Genomic DNA, 21,171 nt, shown 5'->3' with positions numbered 1-21,171 from the left:
CATTTTTTTTTGGTCAATCATGATAATGATTGGATCGCCTTTGCTGGGTTGATGGTGGCGGTGGCGCGATTGGTTTTTTGTGTACGCGACTATAGCGTTCAGCATTTCTAGAAAATTCATGCCATTTGTTGGTATGACCGAAAATATTTTTCAAATTCTGGGCTGGCATGATGTGAAAAGAATAGATTTGCCGACCAAGAGCAAGAGTGCAAGAAAGGCGGTCGGGACACTATATTTCAAATATTGAATAAATAATGAAAAAGGCTCCGGAGGATGCGAGGTGGATATCGTTTGCGCTGGTTGCTATTGAGTTTTTAAGGGATTGCCGGGCAATAATATTTGGGGTGGTTTCGATGCCATAGTCGGAATCACCGGTGGGGTGGTGGCGATTGGAGAAGGAGCTGAGGCGTTCGAAAGGCATCCAGCTATCGGCACTTCGATGATTGCCTTGGGCGGTCTCTCGATTCTTGCTGCAATCCTTCTTCTGATTACCGCTACAGCGGGAATCGGGTTTTTATTGGGGATGGTTGTGGCTGTAATTATTGCTGCTGTGGCGATATTTAAGGCGAATGTCATTCGAGATTGGTTGGCTGATATGGTTTATGAGATTAAAGAAAAAGAGGGGCGTGAAATTTAAGCTCAAAGGCTTGGCGGAGCAGGAATTATCACTGGAAGCATTAAAGCAAGGCTGAGGGATAATAACATGTACACCGGTTGGATGTCGATTTTTCCTGTTAATCGAAAACTGGAGGACGGTGAAAAAGCGGCTTTTATGGCGAAGAATTGTCAGGACGGAATCGATCCGAGCCAAAGACTTGGATTGGTTAAAATAAATTCAACATATATTGATTGGATTGATCGTCGATTCTTGTACCGCGGAATGTTGAATGTCTCTATCGTGTTCTTTGGCGTATTGTTTTTTGTTGGAATGCTGGGGTGGCTTGTTTGGTGGTTTTTTGATGCGGATGAATACCATAGGATGGCTATTCTTATTCCGATGCCAGTGCCAATTCTGGCGATTATGGTATTTTATTTAAAAATTCTGAATAAGGAATTTTTTTCTCATATTTATTATCCAATTCGACTCAATCGAAAAACTCGCAAAATCTACGTGTTCCGCGACAAACGCGACGGCGGCATCCTGACCGTGCCATGGGAGTCAGTGTTTTTCCACATCGGACGCGGCACGGACATGAAATTCCTTCGCGACATCCGCGGCGAGGTGATGGACGGCGACGTGGTCAAGGACACTTTCGCACTGGGGCATTGCGCGGAGAGCGATCGCCCGGTGTTGGAGATGTGGGAGTTCATCCGGCGATACATGGACGAGGGGCCGGAGGCGGTTGCCGAAGTGCCGCTGGACAAGTACGTGGAATTGTCGGTGGCGCCGACGCTGAAGAACTGTCTGATTTCCGCGGTGGGCTTCACGAATGCGACCACGCCAGCGAAGCGTATCTTGCTGTCTCCGTTCATCGGCTTGTTCACCGTGGTGCGCTGGCTGGTCTTCAAGACGTGCAAGGAGCCGCAATTCCCGCCGGAGATCGAGGCCGAATGCCGAGTGGAACCGAACGATCCGAACGTGTGGCCGATCCCGGATTCGATCGGCGAGTTCGCGGCGACGGTGCCCGGCTTCATGGAGCGCGCGCGGGAAAAGGCGAGACTGGCGCAAACGGCTGACATGGCGGCTCAGCGATCTCGGCAATCGCGCGAACATTCCCGTCGAAGCGCACGGTAATCGCGCAAACGGCGCTATGTGCGGCGCCGAGGCGCATCCCAAAATGCGCTGACAAGCGTTCTCTTTTCATTCAAGGGCCGTGCCGGCCGAACTCGATCGTGGTGCGTGTTCATCGCGGTCGCGCTGGCTGGCGGCATCGACGATTCGATGACGCCGGGCGAGCTGACTTTGATTGACGGCTTGATCGACTGCGTAGCCGGCGTCGCACTCGCATGAGCTCGACTCGCCGTGACCGTCAAGCGCCCGCACGGCATCGATAATTCCGGGGCGTGGACGCTGTCTATGCGATTCGCGGCGCCGGCTTCATCGTTGGCGTCGTCTACAACGGATTGATTCGGAGCCGGGAGCGGGCGAATCGTTTGGGCGGTCCGTCGAGCGCCACTGGTCGAGCCGATTCGATATCCCGATGAACGCGCGTCCGTGCTCACGAAATTCCGGATCGAGCCTTTTCCCTTCACCTCGTCCCTGAGTGCCTATTCCGTGGCGCGTGCCTTCAAGAACGGCGTTCGGGACATGGCTGGATGCACCTGCCGCATTGGCGCAGTGTCGACGCGGCTTCGCGACACAACGGCGCGCGATCACGGATCGCCGCGGACGACAAGACCTGACGGCTCGCCGCCGCCGAAGCGCTTGAAGCAGGCGACGTCCGGCGGCGTCCCGAAGGCGAGAGCAGCCGCCAATGAATGCGTAAAATGACCGCCACGCTTATTCGTTCCCCCAGCATCTCCCATGCCGCTCCCCACCACCCCCACCGCGCCCTTTTGTCCGGCCGAGGTCAAAGGCAGCATCGTCGTCGATGCGGGCGTCTCCCGTCTCGCCAAGCTGCGCCGTTTCGCCGGTCCGGGCCTGCTCGTGGCGATCGGCTACATGGATCCCGGCAACTGGGCGACAGACATCCAGGCCGGTTCGCAGTTCGGCTACGCGCTCCTGTGGGTCGTCGCGTGTTCGAGCATCGCGGCGATCTTCCTGCAGATGCTCGCCGCGCGGCTCGGCCTCGTCACCGGCCGCGATCTCGCGCAGGCGAGCTATGACCGCTACGGGCCGTTCGGGCGCGTCGTCCAGTGGATCACGGCCGAGGTGTCGATCATCGCGTGCGATATCGCCGAAGTGCTCGGCTGCGCGCTCGCGTTCAAGCTGTTGCTCGGCGTGCCGCTCGCCTGGGGCATCGTGCTCACCGCGCTCGACACGATGATCGTCCTCGGCCTGCAGGGCAAGGGATTCCGGCAGGTCGAGGCGATCGTGCTGGGGCTCATCGGCACGATGGCGTTCTGTTTCGTCGCGCAGGTCGCGATGGTGCCGCCCGATTGGCGCGCGGTGTTGCACGGCCTGACGCCGGGCGTGCCGAACCATGATCACAAGGATGCGATCGTGCTCGCGCTCGGCATCGTCGGCGCAACGATCATGCCGCACAACCTGTACCTGCATTCGTCGATCGTGCAGACGCGTCGCGTCGTCGGCGGGGCGGGCGGCGCGATCCGGGACACGCTCGCGATGGTCCGCATCGACACGTGGGTGTCGCTGCTCGTCGCGATGCTCGTCAACGCGGCGATTCTGATCCTGGCGGGCGCGGCGTTCCATGCGACCGGGCAGACGGGCATCGCCGACATCGAGCAGGCCTACAAGCTGATCACGCCGATCGCTGGCGGCGCGGCGGCCCTGTTGTTCGGCGTCGCGCTGCTTGCGTCCGGCCAGAGTTCGACGCTGACCGGCACGATCGCGGGCCAAGTCATCATGGACGGCTTCCTGCACGTGAAAATTCCGTGTTATCAGCGTCGCCTGATCACGCGCGGGCTCGCGCTCGTCCCGGCGCTCATCGGCGTGCTGTGGCTCGGCGACAGTGCGATCGGGCAGTTGCTCGTGTGGAGTCAGGTGGTGCTGAGCTTGCAGTTGCCGTTCGCGATGTGGCCGCTGATCCGGTCGGTCAGCGATCGATCGGTGATGAGCGACCATACGATCGGCCGTGGTGCGCAGGTCGTCGCATGGACGTTGTTCGCGTTGATCGGCGGAACGAATCTGTTGCTCGTGACGGGCTTCCTGGGCTGAATTGACTGGCAATCGCATCGTAGGACGGATGCGTTCGACGTTTTCGGCGGGCGTTCGATTGGATTGACGCGCGGTGTGCGGTGCTCGCTGGTCGCGGCATCGAATTTTCGGATGACGAATGGATGGCCGGCAACGTTCGGCTCGTGATGAAACGGTGTTGAACGAGTTGCCGTGACGGTCCAGACGTCGACGGTCGCGAAGCGATGCCGTACGCCTTCCCGCAATCACCGCGGCGCCGGTGCGCCGCTGACGGAACGGTTCGGTTTTTCCGGGCCGCGTCGTTTGTGGACGGCATGTTTCGTCCAATAGGCGCGGGCTATGACCGGCAGAGCCAATCGCTAGTGGCCGCGCTCGTCGAATTCGCGTGTAATGGACGATCCCATTGCATGACGTGCATTCGTCCAGCGAGGAGACGGAATTGACAATCCTGGTGCCAGTGAGGAGAGTGGTCGATTGCAACGTGAAGGTCCGGGTGAAGACGGACATCACGGCGGTCGTTAGCGACGACACGTTTGAGCGCCCGATCTACGCAGGTAACGCGATCGCGACGGTGCAATCGACGGACCCGATCAAGGCGATCACGGTGCGCGCGACGGGCTTCGATCCGGTGGCGGCGGAGGGCGGCGGCACGTCGGTTGAGAAGATCGAGGCGGCGCCGGACGCAGACGTGCCGCAGTTCGTGAGCCGCGAAGTGACGAGGCTCGATCGTCCGGAACTGACGAGCGCCAAGATCATCGTATCGGGCGGTAACGGTAACGGTAACGGTAACGGTAACGGTAACGGCGGCGGCGAGAACTTCGCGTCGGTGCTGGAGCCGCTGGCGGACAAGCAGCAGGTGGCGCTGGGCGCATCGCGTGCGGCGGTGGACGCGGGCTACGTGCCGAACGACTACCAAGTGGGCCAGACGGGCAAGATCGTCGCGCCGCAGCTGTACATCGCGGTGGGCATTTCGGGCGCGATCCAGCATCTGGCAGGGATGAAGGATTCGAAGGTGATCGTCGCGATCAACAAGGATCCCGAAGCACCGCTCTTCAGCGTGGCCGACTACGGCCTCGTCGGCGATCTGTTCACGCTCGTGCCGGAACTCGCCGGCGCGTTGCGTTGGCCGGCCGGACATCGCCCCACATGAAGCAGGAGGCCAACATGCCGAACAACGCGGCGATTCCGCCGCAGTCCTATCTGTTCGTCCCGGGTAGCCGGCCGGATCGGTTCGAGCGCGCGTTATCGAGCGATGCCGATGCGGTGATCGTCGATCTCGAGGATGCGGTCGAGCCGGTCGCGAAGGACGCGGCGCGCGAAGCCGTCGCCGCGTGGGTGTCCCGCAGCCGCCCGGTGCTCGTGAGGATCAACGGCCGCGACACGCGCTGGTTCGATCAGGATGCGAAGCTCGCCGCGCTCGACGGGGTGGCGGGCATCGTGATCCCGAAAGCCGAGTGTCCGGACGATGTCGTCGCCGTGGTCGCGCGCGCGCGACGCAAGGTGCCGATCTTTCCGCTCATCGAGACCGCGCGAGGCATGTGGTCGGCGATGGATATCGCGAAAGCGCCGTGCGTGAAGCGTCTGATGTTCGGCACGCTCGATTTCATCGCCGAAATGGGGATGGACGACGATCGCGATCCGCTGAATCCGCATCGTGCGCAACTGGCGCTCGTCTCCCGCGTCGCGGGGCTCGACGCGCCCGTTGACGGCGTGACGCCCGACGTGCACGACGTCGATCGGCTGAGGGCCGACACGCTGAACGGCAAGAAGTACGGCTTCGGCGCGAAGCTCTGCATCCACCCGGCGCAGGTCGCGGCCGTGCATGCGTGCTACAGCCCGAGCGAGCGCGAGCTGGATTGGGCGGCGCGCGTCGTCGACGCGGCGTCGCGCGCCGAAGCGGGGGCGATCACCGTCGACGGAAAGATGGTCGATCGCCCGGTCGTGTTGCGTGCGCAGCGGCTGCTCGCTTGCGCGGCGTACCGTCGAACGAGGGCATCCGAGTGACGGCCGCGTCCTTCGCAGTCGGAAGGCCGGATGCATCCGCCGCGCGGCTTCGGCGTAGCCAGTCTGTTCGAGATTCGGCATTCACGGCTCGTTGCTCGTCGGGCGGCAACGAAGAGAATGCGGCAAGGACGGGCGAGTGCGCGAGCAAAGCGCCAGTCTGCTTCCAGCGTCGCCTGTTGCTCGGTGAAGATCGCTGCGTCGATCGGAAATAGAGCATTCCGAAGGAATCGCTGCAACGGCGCAGACTCGATCGATTCGCGCATGCGCTCGATTCGAATCATGCAAGCCGCGAGCCAAACGCGATCCCCGTGCGATGATGCATGGAGATCGCCGTTCAATCAAAAAGCTCCGCTCGAAACGGCAACGACACCTGCGACACGTCACGGAGCCGCCGTCCGTGCGGCATCCCGATCGCCCTCGGCGGTCGTCGGCGAGATGTCCTCGAGCGAATGCCGGCTCGTCTCGATGCGCAACATCCCGATCCCGATGCACAGCGCAGCGAAGATCGCGCTGACCATCGCGATCACGCCGCTCACGCCGAAGTGCTTGTACAGCGTCAGCGCGAGATACGGCGTCGCGATCGACGCCGCGCGGCCGGTCATGCCCGCGAAGCCGGTGCCGCGCAGCCGCACCTCGGTCGGGAACAGCTCGGGAATGAAGCCGAACAGGCCGAGCGTCGTGATCGTGTAGATGCTCGTCACGAGGCAGAAGCCGACGACGACGATCGCCGTGACGTCGCGCAGCGACACGTAGATCCAGCCGAGCACGATGCTGACGACGGCCGCGTGGACGATGCCTTTCGCGCGGCCGATCCGGTCCGCGATCAAGTAGCCGCACGCGCCGCCGACGGGCGAGCCGATCGACATCAGCATCACGAAGCCGAGCGACTTCACGACCGACAATCCCTCCGACACGAAGAACGTCGGCAGCCACGCGATGAATCCGTACAGGCCGATGTTGACGGCGACCGCGGTCAGCGCGGCGACGATCGTGCGGCTGCGCATGTCGGACTTGAAGAGCGCGTTGAACGGCGCCGTTCCGACGTTCAGGTCGACGATGCGTTTGACGGGCGGCAGTTCGCCGACTTGCGCGGCGACTTCGCGCTCGATGTCCCGCAGCGTCTTCTCCGCTTCGTCGAGCCGTCCGACGGATTCGAGCCAGCGCGGCGATTCGGGCATCCGGTGCCGCAGGAACCAGACGGCGAGCGCGCCGAATCCGGCGATCGCGAACATGTATCGCCAGCCGAGATTCGGGATGACCCAATAGCCGACGGCGAGCGCGAAGAACAGGCCGCTGTTGATGATGATCGCGAGCAGCGACACCCATTTTCCGCGCGTCGACGGCGGAACGAACTCCGCGAGCGTGCCGGCCGCGACGACGAGCTCCGCGCCGAGCCCGAGGCCCATCACGAAGCGCAGGCCGATCAGCCAGCGGATGTCCGGCGCGAAGCACGCGGCGAGCGACGCGAGGCCGAACACCGCGAGATTCAGCTGATACGAGTAGCGTCGGCCGAGCCGATCGCCGACGTAGCCGGCGAGGCCGGCCCCAATCATCATGCCGACGAACGTCGCCGACACGAAGGTCGCGCCGCTGCGCAGATCGGCGAAGCCCGTCTTCACCATCGCGGCGACGGCGCCGTTCGCGAGATAGAGATCGAACGCGTCGAGGAACGCGCCGGCCGCGATCAGGCCGAGGATTTTCCAGTGGAACCGTGAAACGGGCAGGCGGTCGAGTCGACCGGCCGCGTTGACGATCGAGGTCATGATGCGTGTCTCCTGATATGGATGAAGGCTCGTCGGCCGGCCGCGCTTCTCGGGCGGGGTCCTTGACCGTGTGTCGTGCCGCTAGACGACGCGCTTGTCGCGCAAGCCGGCTACGCAGTCGTCGCCGTAGCCGAGTTCGCGCAGGATCGCCTCCGTGTGCTGGCCGAGCGCCGGCACGGGCGCCATCGCGGGTTCGTCCCGCGCGGCGAGTCCGGGCGGATAGAGCGCGGGCGCCGGGCCCGCCGGCGTGTCGACGTGCGTCCAGCGGTGCCGCGCCTTTAGCTGGGCGTGCTGCCAGACCGCTTGCATGTCGTTGACCTGCGCATTCGCGATGCCGGCTTCGTCGAGGCGGGCGATCACCTCGCCGGCGGTCAGCGTCGACAAGGCCGAGCGGATGATGTCCGCGAGCGCTTCCCGATGGCTCGAGCGCTTGCTGTTCGTGCAGAAGCGATCGTCGGCGGCGAGGTCGGGCAGGCGCACGACGATGTCGCAAAAGCGCGCCCATTCGCGTTCGTTCTGCAGGCCGAGCATCACCGTCTTGCCGTCGCCCGCAGGAAACGGACCGTACGGATAGATCGTCGCGTGCGACGCGCCGGTGCGTCGCGGCGGTGTCTGGTCGTCGATCGCGTAATAGAGCGGATAGCTCATCCACTCGACCATGCTCTCGAGCATCGACAGGTCGATGTGCCGTCCGCGTCCGGTGCGCTGGCGCTCGAGCAGCGCGGCAAGGATGTTCGTATAGCCGTACATGCCCGCGGCGATGTCGGCGATCGAGCAGCCGGCCTTCGCCGGATGCTCGTCGGTTCCCGTGATGCTGAGAAAGCCCGATTCGCTCTGGATCAGCAGGTCGTACGCCTTCTTGTCGCGATACGGGCCGTCGAGCCCATAGCCCGAGATGTCGCAGACGATCAGGTGCGGATAGCGGTCGCGCAGCGACGCGTAGTCGAAGCCGAGCCGCTGCATCGCGCCGGGCGCGAGGTTCTGCACGAGCACGTCCGCGTTCGCGAGCAGCTGATGGACGATGTCGATTGCCTCTGGCTGCTTGACGTCGAGCGTCATGCTTTCCTTCGAGCGGTTCGTCCAGACGAAATGCGACGCGAGTCCGGACACGCGCTCGTCGTATTGCCGCGCGAAGTCGCCGGTGCCGGGGCGTTCGATCTTGATCACGCGCGCGCCGAGGTCGGCGAGCTGACGCGTGCAGAACGGCGCGGCGATCGCATGCTCGAACGTCACGACGGTGATGCCGGTGAGCGGGCGCATGGCGGTCCTCCGTCAGAACGAGCGAGGCAGACCGAGGATGTGCTCGGCCACGTACGACAGGATCAGGTTCGTCGAGATCGGCGCGACCTGGTACAGGCGCGTTTCGCGGAACTTGCGCTCGACGTCGTATTCGCACGCGAAGCCGAAGCCGCCGTGAAATTGCAGGCAGGCGTTCGCGGCTTCCCACGACGCGTCCGCGGCGAGCAGCTTCGCCATGTTCGCCTGCGCGCCGCAGGGCGCGTGCGCGTCGAACAGCGCGCACGCGCGATAGCGCATCAGGCTCGCCGCCTCGACGTTCACGTACGCGCGCGCGATCGGGAACTGCACGCCCTGGTTCTGGCCGATCGGGCGGCCGAACACGACGCGCTCCTTCACGTACTGCGACACCTTGTCGATGAACCAGTAGCCGTCGCCGATGCATTCGGCCGCGATCAGCGTGCGTTCGGCGTTCAGCCCGTCGAGGAGGTACTTGAAGCCCTGGCCTTCTTCGCCGATCAGGTGCTCGGCGGGAATCTCGAGATTGTCGAAGAACAGCTCGTTGGTCTCGTGGTTCACCATGTTCGCAATCGGGCGGACCGTCATCCCCTTGCCGATCGCGTCGTGCAGATCGACGAGGAAGATCGACATGCCTTCGCTCTTCTTCTTCACGTCCGACAGCGGCGTCGTGCGCGCGAGCAGGATCATCAGATCGGAGTGCTGAATTCGGGAGATCCAGACCTTCTGGCCGTTCACGACGTAGCGGTCGCCGCGCCGCACGGCCGTCGTCTTGATCTTCGTCGTGTCGGTGCCCGTCGTCGGCTCGGTGACGCCCATCGACTGGAGCCGCAACTCGCCGGACGCGATGCGCGGCAGATAGCGCTGCTTCTGCTCGGCGGAGCCGTGGCGCAGCAGCGTGCCCATGTTGTACATCTGGCCGTGGCATGCGCCGGAATTGCCGCCCGAGCGGTTGATCTCCTCCATGATGACGGACGCTTCGGTGAGGCCGAGGCCCGAGCCGCCGTATTCCTGCGGGATCAGCGCGGCGAGCCAGCCGGCTTTCGTCAGCGCGTCGACGAACGCTTCGGGGTAGCCGCGCGCTTCGTCGACCTTGCGGAAATACTCGGCGGGAAATTGGCCGCAGAGATCGCGGACCGCTTCGCGAATGTCCTGATGGGGATCGGTTGCGTAATTCATGCGTGTTCGGGGCAATGTTTGAAGTTATCGGGCGAGTGACGCGCGGGCGGACATCGTCAGCCAGCCGTCGTGATCTTTCGCCCACAGTTCGACCGAACCGCCGTCCGGCGCGAGGCGGCCGCACAGCGTGAACGCGTGGCCGAAGAACGTCGGCCGCACGGCCTTGTATGCGTAGTCGACGACGACGGCCTTCGGCATGGAGCGTGACACGAGATCGAGCAGCAGCGTCGCGATCAGCGGGCCGTGAACGACGAGGTCCGGATAGCCTTCCGCCTGCTGCGCATAGGATCGGTCGTAATGGATGCGATGGCCGTTGAAGGTCAGCGCCGAATAGCGAAAAAGGAACGCTTCGGTCGGCGCGATCGCGCGTTGCCACTGCGCGCCGTCGGGCGCCGCCTTCGGCGGTGGCAGCGGCGCGCCGGGTTCGGCGGGCTCGCGATAGACGATGTCCTGCTCTTCGTGGATGGCGGCCGCGCCATTCGACGCGATCACATGCTCGACCGTGACGAACGCGAGCCGGCCGCTGCGTCCTTCCTTGTGCTCGAGCGAGGCGACGCGCGACGTGCGCGTCGCGGTATCGCCGATCGCGAGCGGCGCGAGAAAGCGCAGGCGGCCGCCTGCCGCCATCCGGCGCGGCAGGCCGAGATCGGGCAGGAAGCCGCCCGTGCGCGGGTGGCCGTCGAGGCCGAGTTCGGATTGCCGCGCGGCCGTCCAGAAGTACGCCCAGTGCCAGATCGGCGGCAGCGCATCGCCGATGCGCGGGTGGTCGTCGCGGTCGAGCGTCGCGGCGAGCACGGCGGCGGGAGCGGGGGAAATGAGGTCGGTGACGATCCGGACCGCGTCGTCGCCGCGATCCGCGGGTGCAGCGTGCATTGCCGTCTCCATCGCCGGGCGGGCCGGACTGTCTGGAATAGGATGGAGACGACTGTAGGTGAACCGGCGTCGCGCGAGAAATACCAATTGAATGTGCCGGCCATAGGCGTATCCTATGGCTTTTCGATCGACCGGCAGCGCGCCATGGACGTCCGTCAGCTTCGCTATTTCGTCAGTATCGTCGAGTACGGCAGCCTAGGCAAAGCGGCGGAGAAACTGTACGTCGCGCAGCCGTCGTTGAGCCAGCAGATCGCGAAGCTCGAGGACGATCTCGGCGTCGCGCTGCTCGTGCGCAGCCCGCAAGGCGTGAAGCCGACGGCGGCGGGGCAGGCGCTGTATCGTCACGCGCGGCTCGTGCTGCGGCAGATGGATCAACTGCGGCAGGAGGTGCGCGAAGGCGCGAGCGCGGAATCGGGGACGGTCGCCGTCGGTTTTCCGACGACGATGGCGTCGGTGCTCGCGATGCCGGTGTTCGAGCGCGTGCGCGCGCGCTATCCGGGCATTCGTCTGCAATTCTTCGAAAGCATGAGCGGCTATATCAACGAGCTGCTCGCGAACGGCCGGCTCGATCTCGCGATCCTGTTCCGCGAATCCAACACGACGGGCATCACCGCGATGCCCGTGCTCGACGAGGCGTTGTACCTGCTCGGCGAGCCGGGCGGCGCGGTGTCGCCGCGCGTCCGCACCTGCGCGTTCGCCGCGCTCGCGGGCGTGCCGCTCGTCGCGCCGAGCGTGTCGAACGGGCTGCGACTCCTGCTCGAGCGGATCTTCGCGCGCGAAGAGGTGCCGCTCAACATCGTCGCCGACATCGATTCGCTGCCGACGCTGCTGTCGATCGCGCAATCGGGCGCCGCGTGCACGATTCTCCCCGCGTCGGCGCTCGCGCTGCGCGACGCGGCGAACCGGCCGAAGATGCGCCGCATCGTCGAGCCGGAGATACGGCGTCCGGCGAGCCTGTGCTGGTCGAACACGTCGCCCGTGAGCTCGGCGGCGCTCGCGGTGCGCGAGACGATCGTCGAGCTGATCGCGGAGCTCGCGGATAGCGGCGTGTGGGCCGGCATCTCGCTGCGTCCGCGTGCCGAGCCGCCCGCGTGACGGCCGATCGAGGGCGCGGCGCGCGGCGTGCACGATCGCCGAGGCGGTGCGGGGCGCACGCACGGGTCTGATGCGCGTCCCGGGACGGGCGGACATCTGCGCGATCGACGCGTCGCGATGCGCTTCGCGCCGCGCGCCGCGTTCAACGGAAGCGTGGCGTGGCCGCACGCATGCGCACGTCGAATGACGAAGTCGAGCGACGTCGACGGGGCAGACGAAATCGCCGAGCAAAGCCGAGGGTCGCGAAGCTGACGTGCTTCGGAGAGCGCTCTCCGGCTCATCCGCAAACGATCGTCCGCAACGCCGGCCATGCCGACGCTATCGCAGCGACGCGACTTGCCGCTCGACGATCGACGCGAACACGCCGAGAGAGCCGGTGAAGAAGTGATTCGCACCCGGCACGACGACGACCGGAAGCCGCTGCGGACGCGCCCATTCCATCACGCTCGCGAGCGCGACCACCGTATCCGTCTCGCCATGAACGACGAGCGTGTCGCCCGGCACCGCGGGCGTGTCGTATCGACGCTCGCGTTGCACGGTGCCGAACGGAACGCCGGCGAGCACCGTGCACGCGGGCGGCGCACCGGCATCGGTCAGCGTGCGCGCGACCCGCGCCTGAACGAACGCGCCGAACGAAAAACCGGCGAGCGCGAAGGGCATGCCGGGACGCTCGCGATGCATCGCTTCGACGATCGCGAGCGTGTCGTCGGTTTCGCCGTGACCTGAGTCATGCGCGCCTTCGCTGCCGCCGACGCCGCGGAAATTCGGCCGGATCGCGAGCCAGCCGTGCAACTGAAACACACGGGCGAGCGCGCGAGGAATCTTGTGCCCGGCATTGCCGCCTTGCAGCGGATGAGGATGGGTGACGACGACGCCGCGCGCGTCGCCGCGCGGTGCGTCGACGAATGCCTCGATCCGGCCGGCGTGGCCGCACAGTGTCGTTTGGGTCGTGTTTGGACTGAAAAAGTCCATGGCGTACGGAAAGGAGATGCGTCGGAGTGCGTCCATGATGCGGACGATCGTGGTCCAAAGAGCGAGCATCGGGCCGGGCTTGCGCGATCGTGATTGCGACCGTGCGCCAAGCGCCGGATCGGCGGTGGGGCGCGCGGCGCCGATCGGGATTCGCCGATACGTCGATGCTTTGATGTTCACGGGCATGTCCCGGCGATGCGCCGTCCGATGCGGATATTCTCGCGGTTCCGCAGACAATGCGGTAGGACGCGTTTCCTCTGCCCGGCATAGGCGATGCCTATGGAGGTCTTTACTCACATTGCGTAGCGCGGACACGCACGCCGTCCCACATCGTGGGCAACGACGTCGCCGGATTTCCGCTGCGCGGCGGAAGGCGGCGCGCACGCATTGTTTCGGACGATGGAGGAGGGTCGGATGCGTCGCTCGGCAACCCACGTGCGGCGCGGCGCCCAACCGGGCAGAGCGGGCGGAGCGCCGCGCATGCGACACACATTGTTTGCGTTAGCGAAACGGACTGTTAAGCGTGAGGGCAATGATCTATCGCGAAGAGCCGGGCATACTTTCGCGTGCCCCATTGTTCCCTGTCTGCTCGAAGAGCACGCTTTCGAAATTGAAACTTCGCGTTCTCAAATCGTCATCCTTATCGATCGTGGCCAGCGCGCTGCTGCTGGCCGCGTGTTCAAGCGCATCCGACATCAGCGCGACCGAAAAACCGAACGTCTACACCGTTGATTCGAGCTCGCGCGGCATTCTGTTGTCGTGGGCCGGCGCACATGAGCGAGCCGTCAACGAAGCGACGAGCTACTGCGCGCAGCGCGGCATGCAAGCGAGCGTGAAGCGGGAATCCGTCGACCACGGCAGCGGGCCGCAAGCGCACGCACAGCTCGCGTTCGAGTGCCATCCGGCGTTCTGACAGGCGGATGCCGCTGAGCATCGCGAGCGGCGCGTTGACAGGATTGTCTGTTGCTCGGTCGTGATGGCGCGTCATGCGGAACGGCAGCAGCGCTGCACGTCCCACATGGTCTGTCGAATTCCGCGTGCACCCGCGCGATGAAACATGCCGGCCGGACATGATTTCCGATCATGGCCGCCCGGTCGTTCGGTCGTTCGGTCGTTTGGGCATCGGCTTCGGCAACCGTGGATCAGGCGATCGACCGATGGCGAGATTGTTTCCCGCCTCGGCGCCCGATTCCCGGCGAAGACCGGCGAGCAACGCAGCGGCCGGCCGCGTGTGCTAACGCATAGCGGCAGTGAAAAAGCCCACACGGCTCGAACGAGCGGTGTGGGCTTTTTGTCGCTTGTGCGCAGCGTCCATGGCGCAAGCAAACGTTGTCACTCGACGCGGAGCGGAGCCGCATCGGCGTCACACGACGAATGCTGCGCGATCCTTCCCGGCGATCCACGACGGTGGGCGGCCGCGGCCGGTCCACGTCGCACCGGTTTTCGGATCGCGGTACTTCGGCTTGAGCCGGCCGCGACGGCGCAACGCGCCGGCGCGGCCGAACACTTCCTGCGTCGTGAACTCGAATTCCTCGACGATTCGCTTCACTTCGGACAGCGCAGTGCTTCGCGCTTCCGTGCGGGCGGCGTCCAGTTTGATCATCAGGGCTTCTCGTTCAGCCAGAAGGTCGAGGTAAGTTTCCATCGAAAAATTGCTCCCTTGCCTGTCGGGATTCGATCGCGTCCCGTACCGGCTGGCAAATGTATGGTTGTGTGTGATTGACGAACGACGACAAGTCGGTCGCCGATCGGAAACAGACGAAATCCGACGCGGCGATCGGCAAGTGAAACGAAAAATGCGATCGTGCTTCGGCGTCGACCGCGATGCCGTCCGCGGTCAAGCGGCGGCGTACTGCAAAGCGCCGGCCTGGCCTGCTCGCGGGGATGAAAAACCGATATCCATTGGCGATGCCCGATGTCCTCGCGGTGGCACGCCGATTCGACATCCGTACGAGCGCGAAGCTCGCTGGACAAGGGCTCGTGAGATCGTCATTTGGATGACAAAATTCTAACGGCCGGCGTCGATGCAAACCAGCGGATCGAATTTAGATATTCATAAATTTTTGACATACATCGGAAGCGCACGGCGCGATGCATCGACGTCCTGAACGAAGTCGTCATCGATCGAAGCGAAACAGCGCGCGCGCCGAGTCGCAGAGAATGATGCGCCGTTGCGACGGGTCGGGAACCCAGTCGTCGAGCGCCGAGCGCGTCATGCGGTAATCGGTTCGATCGCGGTGCTGCGTGTGCGGCCAATCGCTGCCCCAGACGAGACGATGCGGCGGAAATGCGCCGAGCAGCTCGCAGGCCGCACGCGTGCCGAATGCGGTGCCGTCTCCGGAATCGATGTTGCGATACGCGGCGGACAGCTTGACCCACACCTGTCCCGTGCCGGCGATCGACAGAAGAAACCGGAAGCCCGGATCGCGCGTGCCGAGATGCGGCGCCGGCCGCCCGAAATGATCGACGACGACGCGGCAAGACTGGTCGAGCAGCGCGGGAATGATCGCGGGGAGGTCGGCCGCGCGACGGTGCACTTCGACGTGCCAGCCGAGCGCGTTCGCCCGCGCGAGCAGCGCGCGCCAGCGGGGCGAGGCGAAATCCGGAATCGGCGAGCCGACGAGATTCAGGCGGATACCGACCACGTCCGTTGCTTCGAGCCGCGCGAATTCGTTTTCGGCGGTGCACGGATTCACGACCGCGACGCCGCGAAAACGCTGCGGATAGCGCGCGAGCGCGTCGACGAAGAAGTGATTGTCGGTGCCGAGAAAGCTCGGCTGCACGAGAACCGCATGCGTGATCCCGCACGCGCTCAGATGGGCGACGTACGCTTCGAGCGTCGCGTCATACTCCGGCGAGTGCCGCGCGGACGGAATGCGCGGCAGGCTTCGCAAGAACACGTGCGCGTGCGAATCGACGGCTTCGATCGGGGCGACGCCGTCCCCGTACCACGCGTCGATCAGCGGATCGCATGCGTCGTGCGCGCGAGTGGCGGTGGTACGGCCCGTCGTTTCGACTGCCGGATCGTTCGATGCCTGATCCATGAAAAATCCACGAAATGACGGGCGACTGAAAATGCCGGTCGACTCCTACAGCGCCGCTTCGCGGATCCGGGCATCGGGCTGCGACGCCTGGAAATCGCGCGCGCGCGTCTCGGGCAGGAACCAGACGGCGATGAACACGAGCCCGTAAGCGATGCCTGCGTCGATGCCGAGTGCGAGGCCGAGCGGCATCGACGAGCCCATGTGCCCGACGAGCACCGGGAAGATCGCCGACGCGACGCGTCCGAAGTTATAGCAGAAGCCGACGCCGCGTCCGCGCACGTTCCTCGGATAGAGTTCGTTGAAGAGCGCGCCGAGCGTGGCCGGGATGCCGGCCGCGAAGAAGCCGAGCGGGAAGCCGAGCAGCAGCATCGCGACGTTGTCGAGCGGCAGCAGCACGTACAGATTGACCGTCACGACGCAGCAGGCGGAGAACAGCATCAGGTTCCTGCGGCGGCCGATGCGGTCCTGCAGATACGCGCTCGTCATGCATCCGACGATGAACGCGACGATGATCACGGCGAGATATGCGCCCGTGCCGAGCACGGACAGGTGGCGCTCGGTCTTCAGATACGTCGGCAGCCAGGTCGTGATCGCGTGATAGCCGCCGTGCGCGCCGACGCCGATCAAGCCGCCGACGATCGTCATCCTGAGCACCGACGGATCGAAGATGCTCGTGGCAGACTGCGCGGGCGCCGCCGCAGCCGCCGCGCGCGTATCGTCGCGCGCCGGCTCCGGAATGGCGCGCCGGATGTACAGCACGAGGAGGGCGGGCAGCACGCCGATCGCGAACAGCACGCGCCACGCCCATTCGGGCGGCAGCCACGAGAAGATCAACGTATAGAGCAGCACGGCGCCGCCCCAGCCGAAGCCCCATGCGCTCTGGACGATGCCCATCGCCTTGCCGCGATGCTGCGCACGAACCGTTTCGCTCAACAGCACCGCGCCCGCGGTCCATTCGCCGCCGAAGCCGAGCCCTTGCAGCGCCTTCAGCACCAGCAACTGCTCGAAGTTCTGCGCGAATGCGCTCAGGAACGTGAACAGCGAGAACCAGCACACGGTGATCTGCAGCGCGCGCACGCGGCCGAAGCGGTCGGCGATCGCGCCGGCGAGCAGTCCGCCGATCGCGCCCGCGGCGAGCGTCGCGCCGCCGATCAGGCCCGCTTGCCCTTTGCCGATGCCCCATGACGTGAGCAAGGCGGGAATGACGAGGCTGAACATCTGCGTGTCGATGCCGTCGAGCGCCCAACCGGAAAAACATCCTTTGAATGTGCGTCTTTCCACAGGCGATATTTCTTTGTACCAGCTCACTCACGCTCTCCAGAATGATGTCGCTATAAGCGATTGGGAAAAAGCCCGCATCATATCGCCATATTTTATCGAGTGGTAAACGACATATGCATGCCGAAGGCAAGCATTATTGATAAAAGAAAATTATGATTACGCGTTCCGCCGCGGCATCGATCGTGCAAGTGGGAATGCCCGTCAAGGCTTATGTGGATTTGATTGCGTCGTCGTATGTCCGATTCGATATAGGCCGAATGAAATTTCGAAACTATCGATCAAATAGTTTTGTTTGCTTGAATGGTTGGCGTGTTGGAAATCGGATGGTCGAGTTCGTCTATTTGGAGTGAGAACGGAATGAAATCGTGTATTCGCGAAGTCTGTATGTCGATTCGTCGATGCGGCAGCGCGACGATCGAAGCGGAGACTCATTGAGCTGCGTGATTATGGAATCCAAGCATCTTCGTTATTTTCTGGCCATCGCCGACACCGGCAGCCTGACTCACGCGGCGATCCGCTTGGGCGTCGCGCAACCCGCGCTCAGTCATGCGCTGACGAAAATGGAGCGGGAGCTCGGCGTGAAGCTGTTCGACCGTTCGAGACGCGGTGCGGCGCTGACGACGGCGGGCGAAGCGATCGTCGACGACATTCGCCTGAGCCTCGCGCGGATGGACGCCGCCGCGCGCCGCGCGAGCGAGATCGGCGCGCAGCGGGCAGGGCGGCTCAGCATCGGATTCGTGTCGGCCGCGCTGTTCGGCACGCTGCCGTCCGCGGTATGCGCGCTGCGCGCGGCCGCGCCGCGCGTCGATCTCGTGATGCGCGAGATGAGCAATGCGGAGCAGGTCGTCGCGCTCGAGCGCGGCGAGATCGACATCGGGATTCTCCATACGCCCGTCGCGATCGGCGGTCCCGTCAATGAAAAGCTGATTCGCCGCGATCCGCTGATCGCCGTGATTCCGAAGTCGTTTCCCCGGCAGCCGGACGGCACGATCACGCTGCGGGAGCTGTCGCGCGCCGGGCTCATCTGGTTTCCGCACGAGCAGTTGCCGTCGATACGGGCGGCGATTCTCAGCGCGTTCCGGCTGGCGGGGCATCCGATCGAGGTCGTTCAGGACGCGAACCGCACGCTGACCGTGATCGCCTGCGTCGCGGCGGGCTGCGGCGTGTCGCTGCTGCCGTCGTCGATCCGGACGCTGACGTTCGAGGGCGTCGATTTCAGTGTGGTCGCCGACGGGCAGGCGCTGCCTGAGTTTCCGTTGACGGCGATCTGGCCGAAGCGCTCGCGCCGGACGCTCGCCGACCGGTTCGCGGAGTTGCTGCCGCAGTTCCAGGCGAGCTGAGGCTCGGGCGTGTGGCGCGGCCGGTCGACTGAACGCCTGCGCGACCTGTCGGCGACGCCCCCGCGTCGCATGTTGCATGCCGACTGCGATCGGCATCAATCATCCGGATGCCGAAATATTCGAATCGCCTGATGCGCGGCCATTGCAGGGAAATTCGTCACTTGGATTAATGGGCGGCGCGCCGGCGGAAAAATCAGGACAATTATCGCCGGCATCGCGCAATTGAACGGATGAGCCGTTTCGTCACGTCGAAATTGTTCATCTACGCGCGTGCATCATTTTTCGCGGCCACTCGTTCGAAATGGCGGAATCCGGCTATTCCAATCACATGAATTCCGATTTGATTTCCCCGCTTTCGATCGTGCATTGCGCTGCGGATGCCGTGCCTGTACGCACTGCGGTCGAGCCGTTCGCTTTTCAAGCGATAATTCGGGTGGACAAAAAAGAATCTTTAAATATTGTCAAATTTTCCGAAACTCGGATTATTCCGATAGTAACAATTACGATGGCCATTCATCATCTATTCAATTATATTTTCGATGGAATCGGGGCGCGATTCTGAAATAACCGCAATCGAGTAGACCAATCCAGTCGACCTCAACCAATTAAAAACCGGGTCGAACGAATCTGATTTCCGACTTTGCCTGCCGCGGCGGCGGTGCGCGATGCGCTGCCGTTCGCCCGTGCTCGTCCGCGGCAATCGCGGCGCGGGCCGGGCGGCAAGCGTCGGTCATGCATGGCGCGCGCGAGGCGACGGGGCCGCCGCGCGCGGCGATTGGGCCATCGAAACATAACAACGAGATCAACGGGCGATCGTGTGGAGAGCGAAATGCGCAAGCGTGTGGTGCAGATGGTGAGCGGGGCGGCATTCATGCTGTTTGTCGCGACTGTCTCGGCCGGGCAACTGACCGGCACGATGCAGGTGAATTTGCAAGTCAGCCGCGGATGCGAGGTCGCGGGCGTCGCCGGAAGCGTGGATTTGGGCCGGCTGGATTTCGGCGCGCAGGGACCGCTCTGGTCCGGCTACCTCACGGCCGACGGCCGCGCGACGTCGAACGGTGCAGTGCGCGTCGTGTGCAGTCCGGACGTCAGCGGCTTTCTGGTGTCGATCGACAGCGGCCGCAACGGCGACCAGTCGACCCGCTATCTGGTCAAGCGCGGCGCGGACGGGCGCGCCGACGGCCGGATTCCGTACAACGTCTACCGCGACGCGGCGCGCAGCGTGCCGTACGTGCCGCTTCTGCCGCAGTCGTTTCTGGTCGATGGGCGACAGGACGACGTGACGCTGCCGCTCTTCGGCGTCGTCAACGGCATGACGCGCGCGCTGCCGTCCGGAACTTACGAGGATTTGCTCGGGATCACACTCGACTGGTGATCCGGGCAGGTAAGCAGCAACAGTTCATTTTCACCACACAGAAGGAAACAACATGAAGGCTCAATGGAAAGTTTGGGCGGCTGTCGCCTGCGTGTCCGCTTGTGCTGGCGTGCAGGCGCAAACCAGCCCGCTCACGGGGACGGTCAATTCGCAACTCGTGCTGACGACGGGCTGCGCGGTCGATACGGGCGGCGGCTCGGTCAGCGCGACGAACTTCGGCACGCTCGACTTCGGCACGCAGCCGAGCGGCTTCACGGGCCAGCTCGCCAGTGCGGCAAAGGGCGGGGGCTCGACGTCGACGCAAGTCACGTGCTCGCCGGACGTCACGTCGATCCAGGTGACGATCGACGGCGGCCAGAACGCGTCGAAGGGCGCGACGGTCGGCACGGGCACGCGTGCGCTCGCGAACGGCGGGAGCTTCGTGCCGTACGAAGTCTACGCGGACGCGGGCCACTCGCAGCAGTACGTCGCGGGCACGCCGCAATCGGTGTCGGTGCCGACGCCGGGCTCCGCGTTCGCGCTGCCGCTCTTCGGCGTCGTCAACAAGACGAGCTCGTCGGCGCTCGCCGCGGGCACGTACACCGACGTGCTGAACGTCACGCTCGGCTGGTAAGCGAGCGCGTCGATTCCGTTCAGTCCTGCCTCGCGGCCCGCGTGCAAGCGAGCCGCGAGGCGATCCCAGGTTTCCGTTCGTCATGTCGACCCTACAACGAGTGGTTTTTCTGCTGTGCGTCGCGTCGCTGCCGGCCATCGGCCGGGCCGACACGCTGCTGCCCAGAACCCAGGCCTTCACGGTCAGCGCGCAGATCGTCGCGGGCTGCGGCGTCGCGGGCGGCGGGCCGACGAGCGGCCTGAACTTCGGCACGCTCGACTTCGGCGCGCATCCTGCCGTGGCGACGGGGCAGGCGACCGCGGCGGTCGGCGGCGGCGCGCTGAAGATCGAATGCTCGCCCGGCTCGACGCTGAAGATGACGATCGACGGCGGCGCGAACGCGAGCGCGGGCAACACGCAGCGCAATCTCGCGAGCGGCGGCGCACGCGTCGCCTATCAGCTGTATTCGGATCCCGGACGCACGCAGACGATCGCGATCGGACAGGCGGTGTCGCTGCCCGTGTCCGGAACGATCACGCTGCCGATCTACGGCGCATTGACGCTGCCGGGCGGCAGCGCGCCCGCCGGCACTTACACGGACACCGCGCAGGTCACGCTCAGTTATTAATCAATCAGGAATCC

Annotated in this window: 19 protein-coding genes and 1 pseudogene; 12 read left to right on the top strand and 8 right to left on the bottom strand. The window is 64.4% G+C overall.

From position 1 onward, the window contains the following. The first annotated feature begins 322 nt into the window (after nt 1-322). The 5 genes and pseudogenes from BG90_RS34410 to BG90_RS00190 all read left to right on the top strand — a co-directional run bounded on the left by BG90_RS34410 (nt 323) and on the right by BG90_RS00190 (nt 5,761). Complete coding sequence (locus BG90_RS34410; RefSeq protein WP_124072275.1) at nt 323-637, top strand: hypothetical protein; 315 nt, start codon at nt 323-325, stop codon at nt 635-637. Between the two features lie 66 nt (nt 638-703). After that, the gene (locus BG90_RS00205; RefSeq protein ID WP_232355065.1) at nt 704-1,735 is read left to right on the top strand and encodes a DUF6708 domain-containing protein; all 1,032 of its coding nucleotides are present in this window, start codon (nt 704-706) and stop codon (nt 1,733-1,735) included. A 729-nt stretch (nt 1,736-2,464) separates the two neighbouring features. Continuing rightward, nucleotides 2,465-3,778 (top strand): Nramp family divalent metal transporter, encoded by a 1,314-nt coding sequence (locus BG90_RS00200; RefSeq protein ID WP_010122797.1) that lies wholly within the window; start codon nt 2,465-2,467, stop codon nt 3,776-3,778. 478 nt (nt 3,779-4,256) lie between these two features. Then, a pseudogene (locus BG90_RS00195) lies at nt 4,257-4,907 on the top strand (electron transfer flavoprotein subunit alpha/FixB family protein); the annotation flags it as partial. Between the two features lie 14 nt (nt 4,908-4,921). Beyond that, nucleotides 4,922-5,761 (top strand): HpcH/HpaI aldolase/citrate lyase family protein, encoded by an 840-nt coding sequence (locus BG90_RS00190; protein WP_025989863.1) that lies wholly within the window; start codon nt 4,922-4,924, stop codon nt 5,759-5,761. Nucleotides 5,762-6,141: 380 nt separating this feature from the next. Here BG90_RS00190 and BG90_RS00185 read toward each other — a convergent pair whose 3' ends face one another. The 4 genes from BG90_RS00185 to BG90_RS00170 all read right to left on the bottom strand — a co-directional run bounded on the left by BG90_RS00185 (nt 6,142) and on the right by BG90_RS00170 (nt 10,830). Continuing rightward, a complete protein-coding gene (locus BG90_RS00185; protein WP_010104356.1) occupies nt 6,142-7,524 on the bottom strand; it encodes an MFS transporter in 1,383 nt (460 codons plus the stop codon). 81 nt (nt 7,525-7,605) lie between these two features. Next, on the bottom strand, nt 7,606-8,784 hold the full coding sequence (locus tag BG90_RS00180; protein WP_010115860.1) for a CaiB/BaiF CoA transferase family protein: 1,179 nt from the start codon (nt 8,782-8,784) through the stop codon (nt 7,606-7,608). Nucleotides 8,785-8,796: 12 nt separating this feature from the next. After that, nucleotides 8,797-9,957, bottom strand: a complete 1,161-nt coding sequence (locus tag BG90_RS00175; RefSeq protein WP_010115858.1) for an acyl-CoA dehydrogenase family protein — start codon at nt 9,955-9,957, stop codon at nt 8,797-8,799. A gap of 24 nt (nt 9,958-9,981) precedes the next feature. Beyond that, nucleotides 9,982-10,830, bottom strand: a complete 849-nt coding sequence (locus tag BG90_RS00170) for an HTD2 family dehydratase (protein WP_010115856.1) — start codon at nt 10,828-10,830, stop codon at nt 9,982-9,984. A 144-nt stretch (nt 10,831-10,974) separates the two neighbouring features. On the opposite strand from BG90_RS00170, the gene BG90_RS00165 reads away from it, so the two are divergent. Next, nucleotides 10,975-11,925: a LysR substrate-binding domain-containing protein gene (locus BG90_RS00165; protein WP_010115854.1), complete on the top strand. Its 951-nt coding sequence runs from the start codon at nt 10,975-10,977 to the stop codon at nt 11,923-11,925. Nucleotides 11,926-12,243: 318 nt separating this feature from the next. Here BG90_RS00165 and BG90_RS00160 read toward each other — a convergent pair whose 3' ends face one another. Continuing rightward, on the bottom strand, nt 12,244-12,897 hold the full coding sequence (locus tag BG90_RS00160; protein ID WP_025989862.1) for an alpha/beta hydrolase: 654 nt from the start codon (nt 12,895-12,897) through the stop codon (nt 12,244-12,246). Between the two features lie 649 nt (nt 12,898-13,546). Between BG90_RS00160 and BG90_RS00155 the strand changes: the two genes are divergently transcribed. Further along, a complete protein-coding gene (locus BG90_RS00155; protein WP_010104341.1) occupies nt 13,547-13,810 on the top strand; it encodes a hypothetical protein in 264 nt (87 codons plus the stop codon). Between the two features lie 450 nt (nt 13,811-14,260). Here BG90_RS00155 and BG90_RS00150 read toward each other — a convergent pair whose 3' ends face one another. From BG90_RS00150 to BG90_RS00140, 3 genes are all read right to left on the bottom strand, one after another. Beyond that, nucleotides 14,261-14,542, bottom strand: a complete 282-nt coding sequence (locus tag BG90_RS00150) for an H-NS histone family protein (RefSeq protein ID WP_025989861.1) — start codon at nt 14,540-14,542, stop codon at nt 14,261-14,263. Nucleotides 14,543-15,014: 472 nt separating this feature from the next. Beyond that, nucleotides 15,015-15,941 (bottom strand): amidohydrolase family protein, encoded by a 927-nt coding sequence (locus tag BG90_RS00145; RefSeq protein WP_010115846.1) that lies wholly within the window; start codon nt 15,939-15,941, stop codon nt 15,015-15,017. A 45-nt stretch (nt 15,942-15,986) separates the two neighbouring features. Next, entirely contained in the window at nt 15,987-17,222 is a 1,236-nt protein-coding gene (locus BG90_RS00140) for an MFS transporter (protein WP_010115844.1), read from the bottom strand. 446 nt (nt 17,223-17,668) lie between these two features. Here BG90_RS00140 and BG90_RS00135 point away from each other — a divergent pair, with 446 nt between their 5' ends. The 5 genes from BG90_RS00135 to BG90_RS00120 all read left to right on the top strand — a co-directional run bounded on the left by BG90_RS00135 (nt 17,669) and on the right by BG90_RS00120 (nt 21,157). After that, entirely contained in the window at nt 17,669-18,562 is an 894-nt protein-coding gene (locus BG90_RS00135) for a LysR family transcriptional regulator (protein ID WP_010104335.1), read from the top strand. Nucleotides 18,563-18,638: 76 nt separating this feature from the next. Then, nucleotides 18,639-18,788 carry a hypothetical protein gene (locus BG90_RS36030; protein WP_157135620.1) on the top strand — a complete coding sequence of 50 codons (150 nt, stop codon included), beginning with the start codon at nt 18,639-18,641 and terminating at the stop codon, nt 18,786-18,788. A gap of 603 nt (nt 18,789-19,391) precedes the next feature. Next, a complete protein-coding gene (locus BG90_RS00130; protein WP_025989860.1) occupies nt 19,392-19,937 on the top strand; it encodes a Csu type fimbrial protein in 546 nt (181 codons plus the stop codon). A 52-nt stretch (nt 19,938-19,989) separates the two neighbouring features. Beyond that, the gene (locus tag BG90_RS00125; protein WP_010104331.1) at nt 19,990-20,550 is read left to right on the top strand and encodes a Csu type fimbrial protein; all 561 of its coding nucleotides are present in this window, start codon (nt 19,990-19,992) and stop codon (nt 20,548-20,550) included. A gap of 82 nt (nt 20,551-20,632) precedes the next feature. Continuing rightward, on the top strand, nt 20,633-21,157 hold the full coding sequence (locus BG90_RS00120) for a Csu type fimbrial protein (protein WP_038800852.1): 525 nt from the start codon (nt 20,633-20,635) through the stop codon (nt 21,155-21,157). The last annotated feature ends 14 nt before the right edge of the window (nt 21,158-21,171 follow it).

Source organism: Burkholderia oklahomensis C6786 (assembly GCF_000959365.1).
GTDB lineage: Bacteria > Pseudomonadota > Gammaproteobacteria > Burkholderiales > Burkholderiaceae > Burkholderia > Burkholderia oklahomensis.
Note: the sequence above shows the minus strand (reverse complement) of the source record. Positions and strands in the feature narration are given on the sequence as shown.

What these genes read in the sequence shown, in the direction of transcription:
- BG90_RS00190 (WP_025989863.1), top strand. Translation starts at nt 4,922, where the DNA reads ATGCCGAACAACGCGGCGATTCCGCCGCAGTCCTATCTGTTCGTCCCG.
- BG90_RS00125 (WP_010104331.1), top strand. Translation starts at nt 19,990, where the DNA reads ATGAAGGCTCAATGGAAAGTTTGGGCGGCTGTCGCCTGCGTGTCCGCT.
- BG90_RS00185 (WP_010104356.1), bottom strand. Translation starts at nt 7,524, where the DNA reads ATGACCTCGATCGTCAACGCGGCCGGTCGACTCGACCGCCTGCCCGTT.
- BG90_RS00150 (WP_025989861.1), bottom strand. Translation starts at nt 14,542, where the DNA reads ATGGAAACTTACCTCGACCTTCTGGCTGAACGAGAAGCCCTGATGATC.
- BG90_RS00205 (WP_232355065.1), top strand. Translation starts at nt 704, where the DNA reads ATGTACACCGGTTGGATGTCGATTTTTCCTGTTAATCGAAAACTGGAG.
- BG90_RS00120 (WP_038800852.1), top strand. Translation starts at nt 20,633, where the DNA reads ATGTCGACCCTACAACGAGTGGTTTTTCTGCTGTGCGTCGCGTCGCTG.
- BG90_RS36030 (WP_157135620.1), top strand. Translation starts at nt 18,639, where the DNA reads ATGCCGACTGCGATCGGCATCAATCATCCGGATGCCGAAATATTCGAA.
- BG90_RS00165 (WP_010115854.1), top strand. Translation starts at nt 10,975, where the DNA reads ATGGACGTCCGTCAGCTTCGCTATTTCGTCAGTATCGTCGAGTACGGC.
- BG90_RS00180 (WP_010115860.1), bottom strand. Translation starts at nt 8,784, where the DNA reads ATGCGCCCGCTCACCGGCATCACCGTCGTGACGTTCGAGCATGCGATC.
- BG90_RS00130 (WP_025989860.1), top strand. Translation starts at nt 19,392, where the DNA reads ATGCGCAAGCGTGTGGTGCAGATGGTGAGCGGGGCGGCATTCATGCTG.
- BG90_RS00145 (WP_010115846.1), bottom strand. Translation starts at nt 15,941, where the DNA reads ATGGATCAGGCATCGAACGATCCGGCAGTCGAAACGACGGGCCGTACC.
- BG90_RS00200 (WP_010122797.1), top strand. Translation starts at nt 2,465, where the DNA reads ATGCCGCTCCCCACCACCCCCACCGCGCCCTTTTGTCCGGCCGAGGTC.
- BG90_RS00160 (WP_025989862.1), bottom strand. Translation starts at nt 12,897, where the DNA reads ATGGACTTTTTCAGTCCAAACACGACCCAAACGACACTGTGCGGCCAC.
- BG90_RS00175 (WP_010115858.1), bottom strand. Translation starts at nt 9,957, where the DNA reads ATGAATTACGCAACCGATCCCCATCAGGACATTCGCGAAGCGGTCCGC.
- BG90_RS00170 (WP_010115856.1), bottom strand. Translation starts at nt 10,830, where the DNA reads ATGCACGCTGCACCCGCGGATCGCGGCGACGACGCGGTCCGGATCGTC.
- BG90_RS00135 (WP_010104335.1), top strand. Translation starts at nt 17,669, where the DNA reads ATGGAATCCAAGCATCTTCGTTATTTTCTGGCCATCGCCGACACCGGC.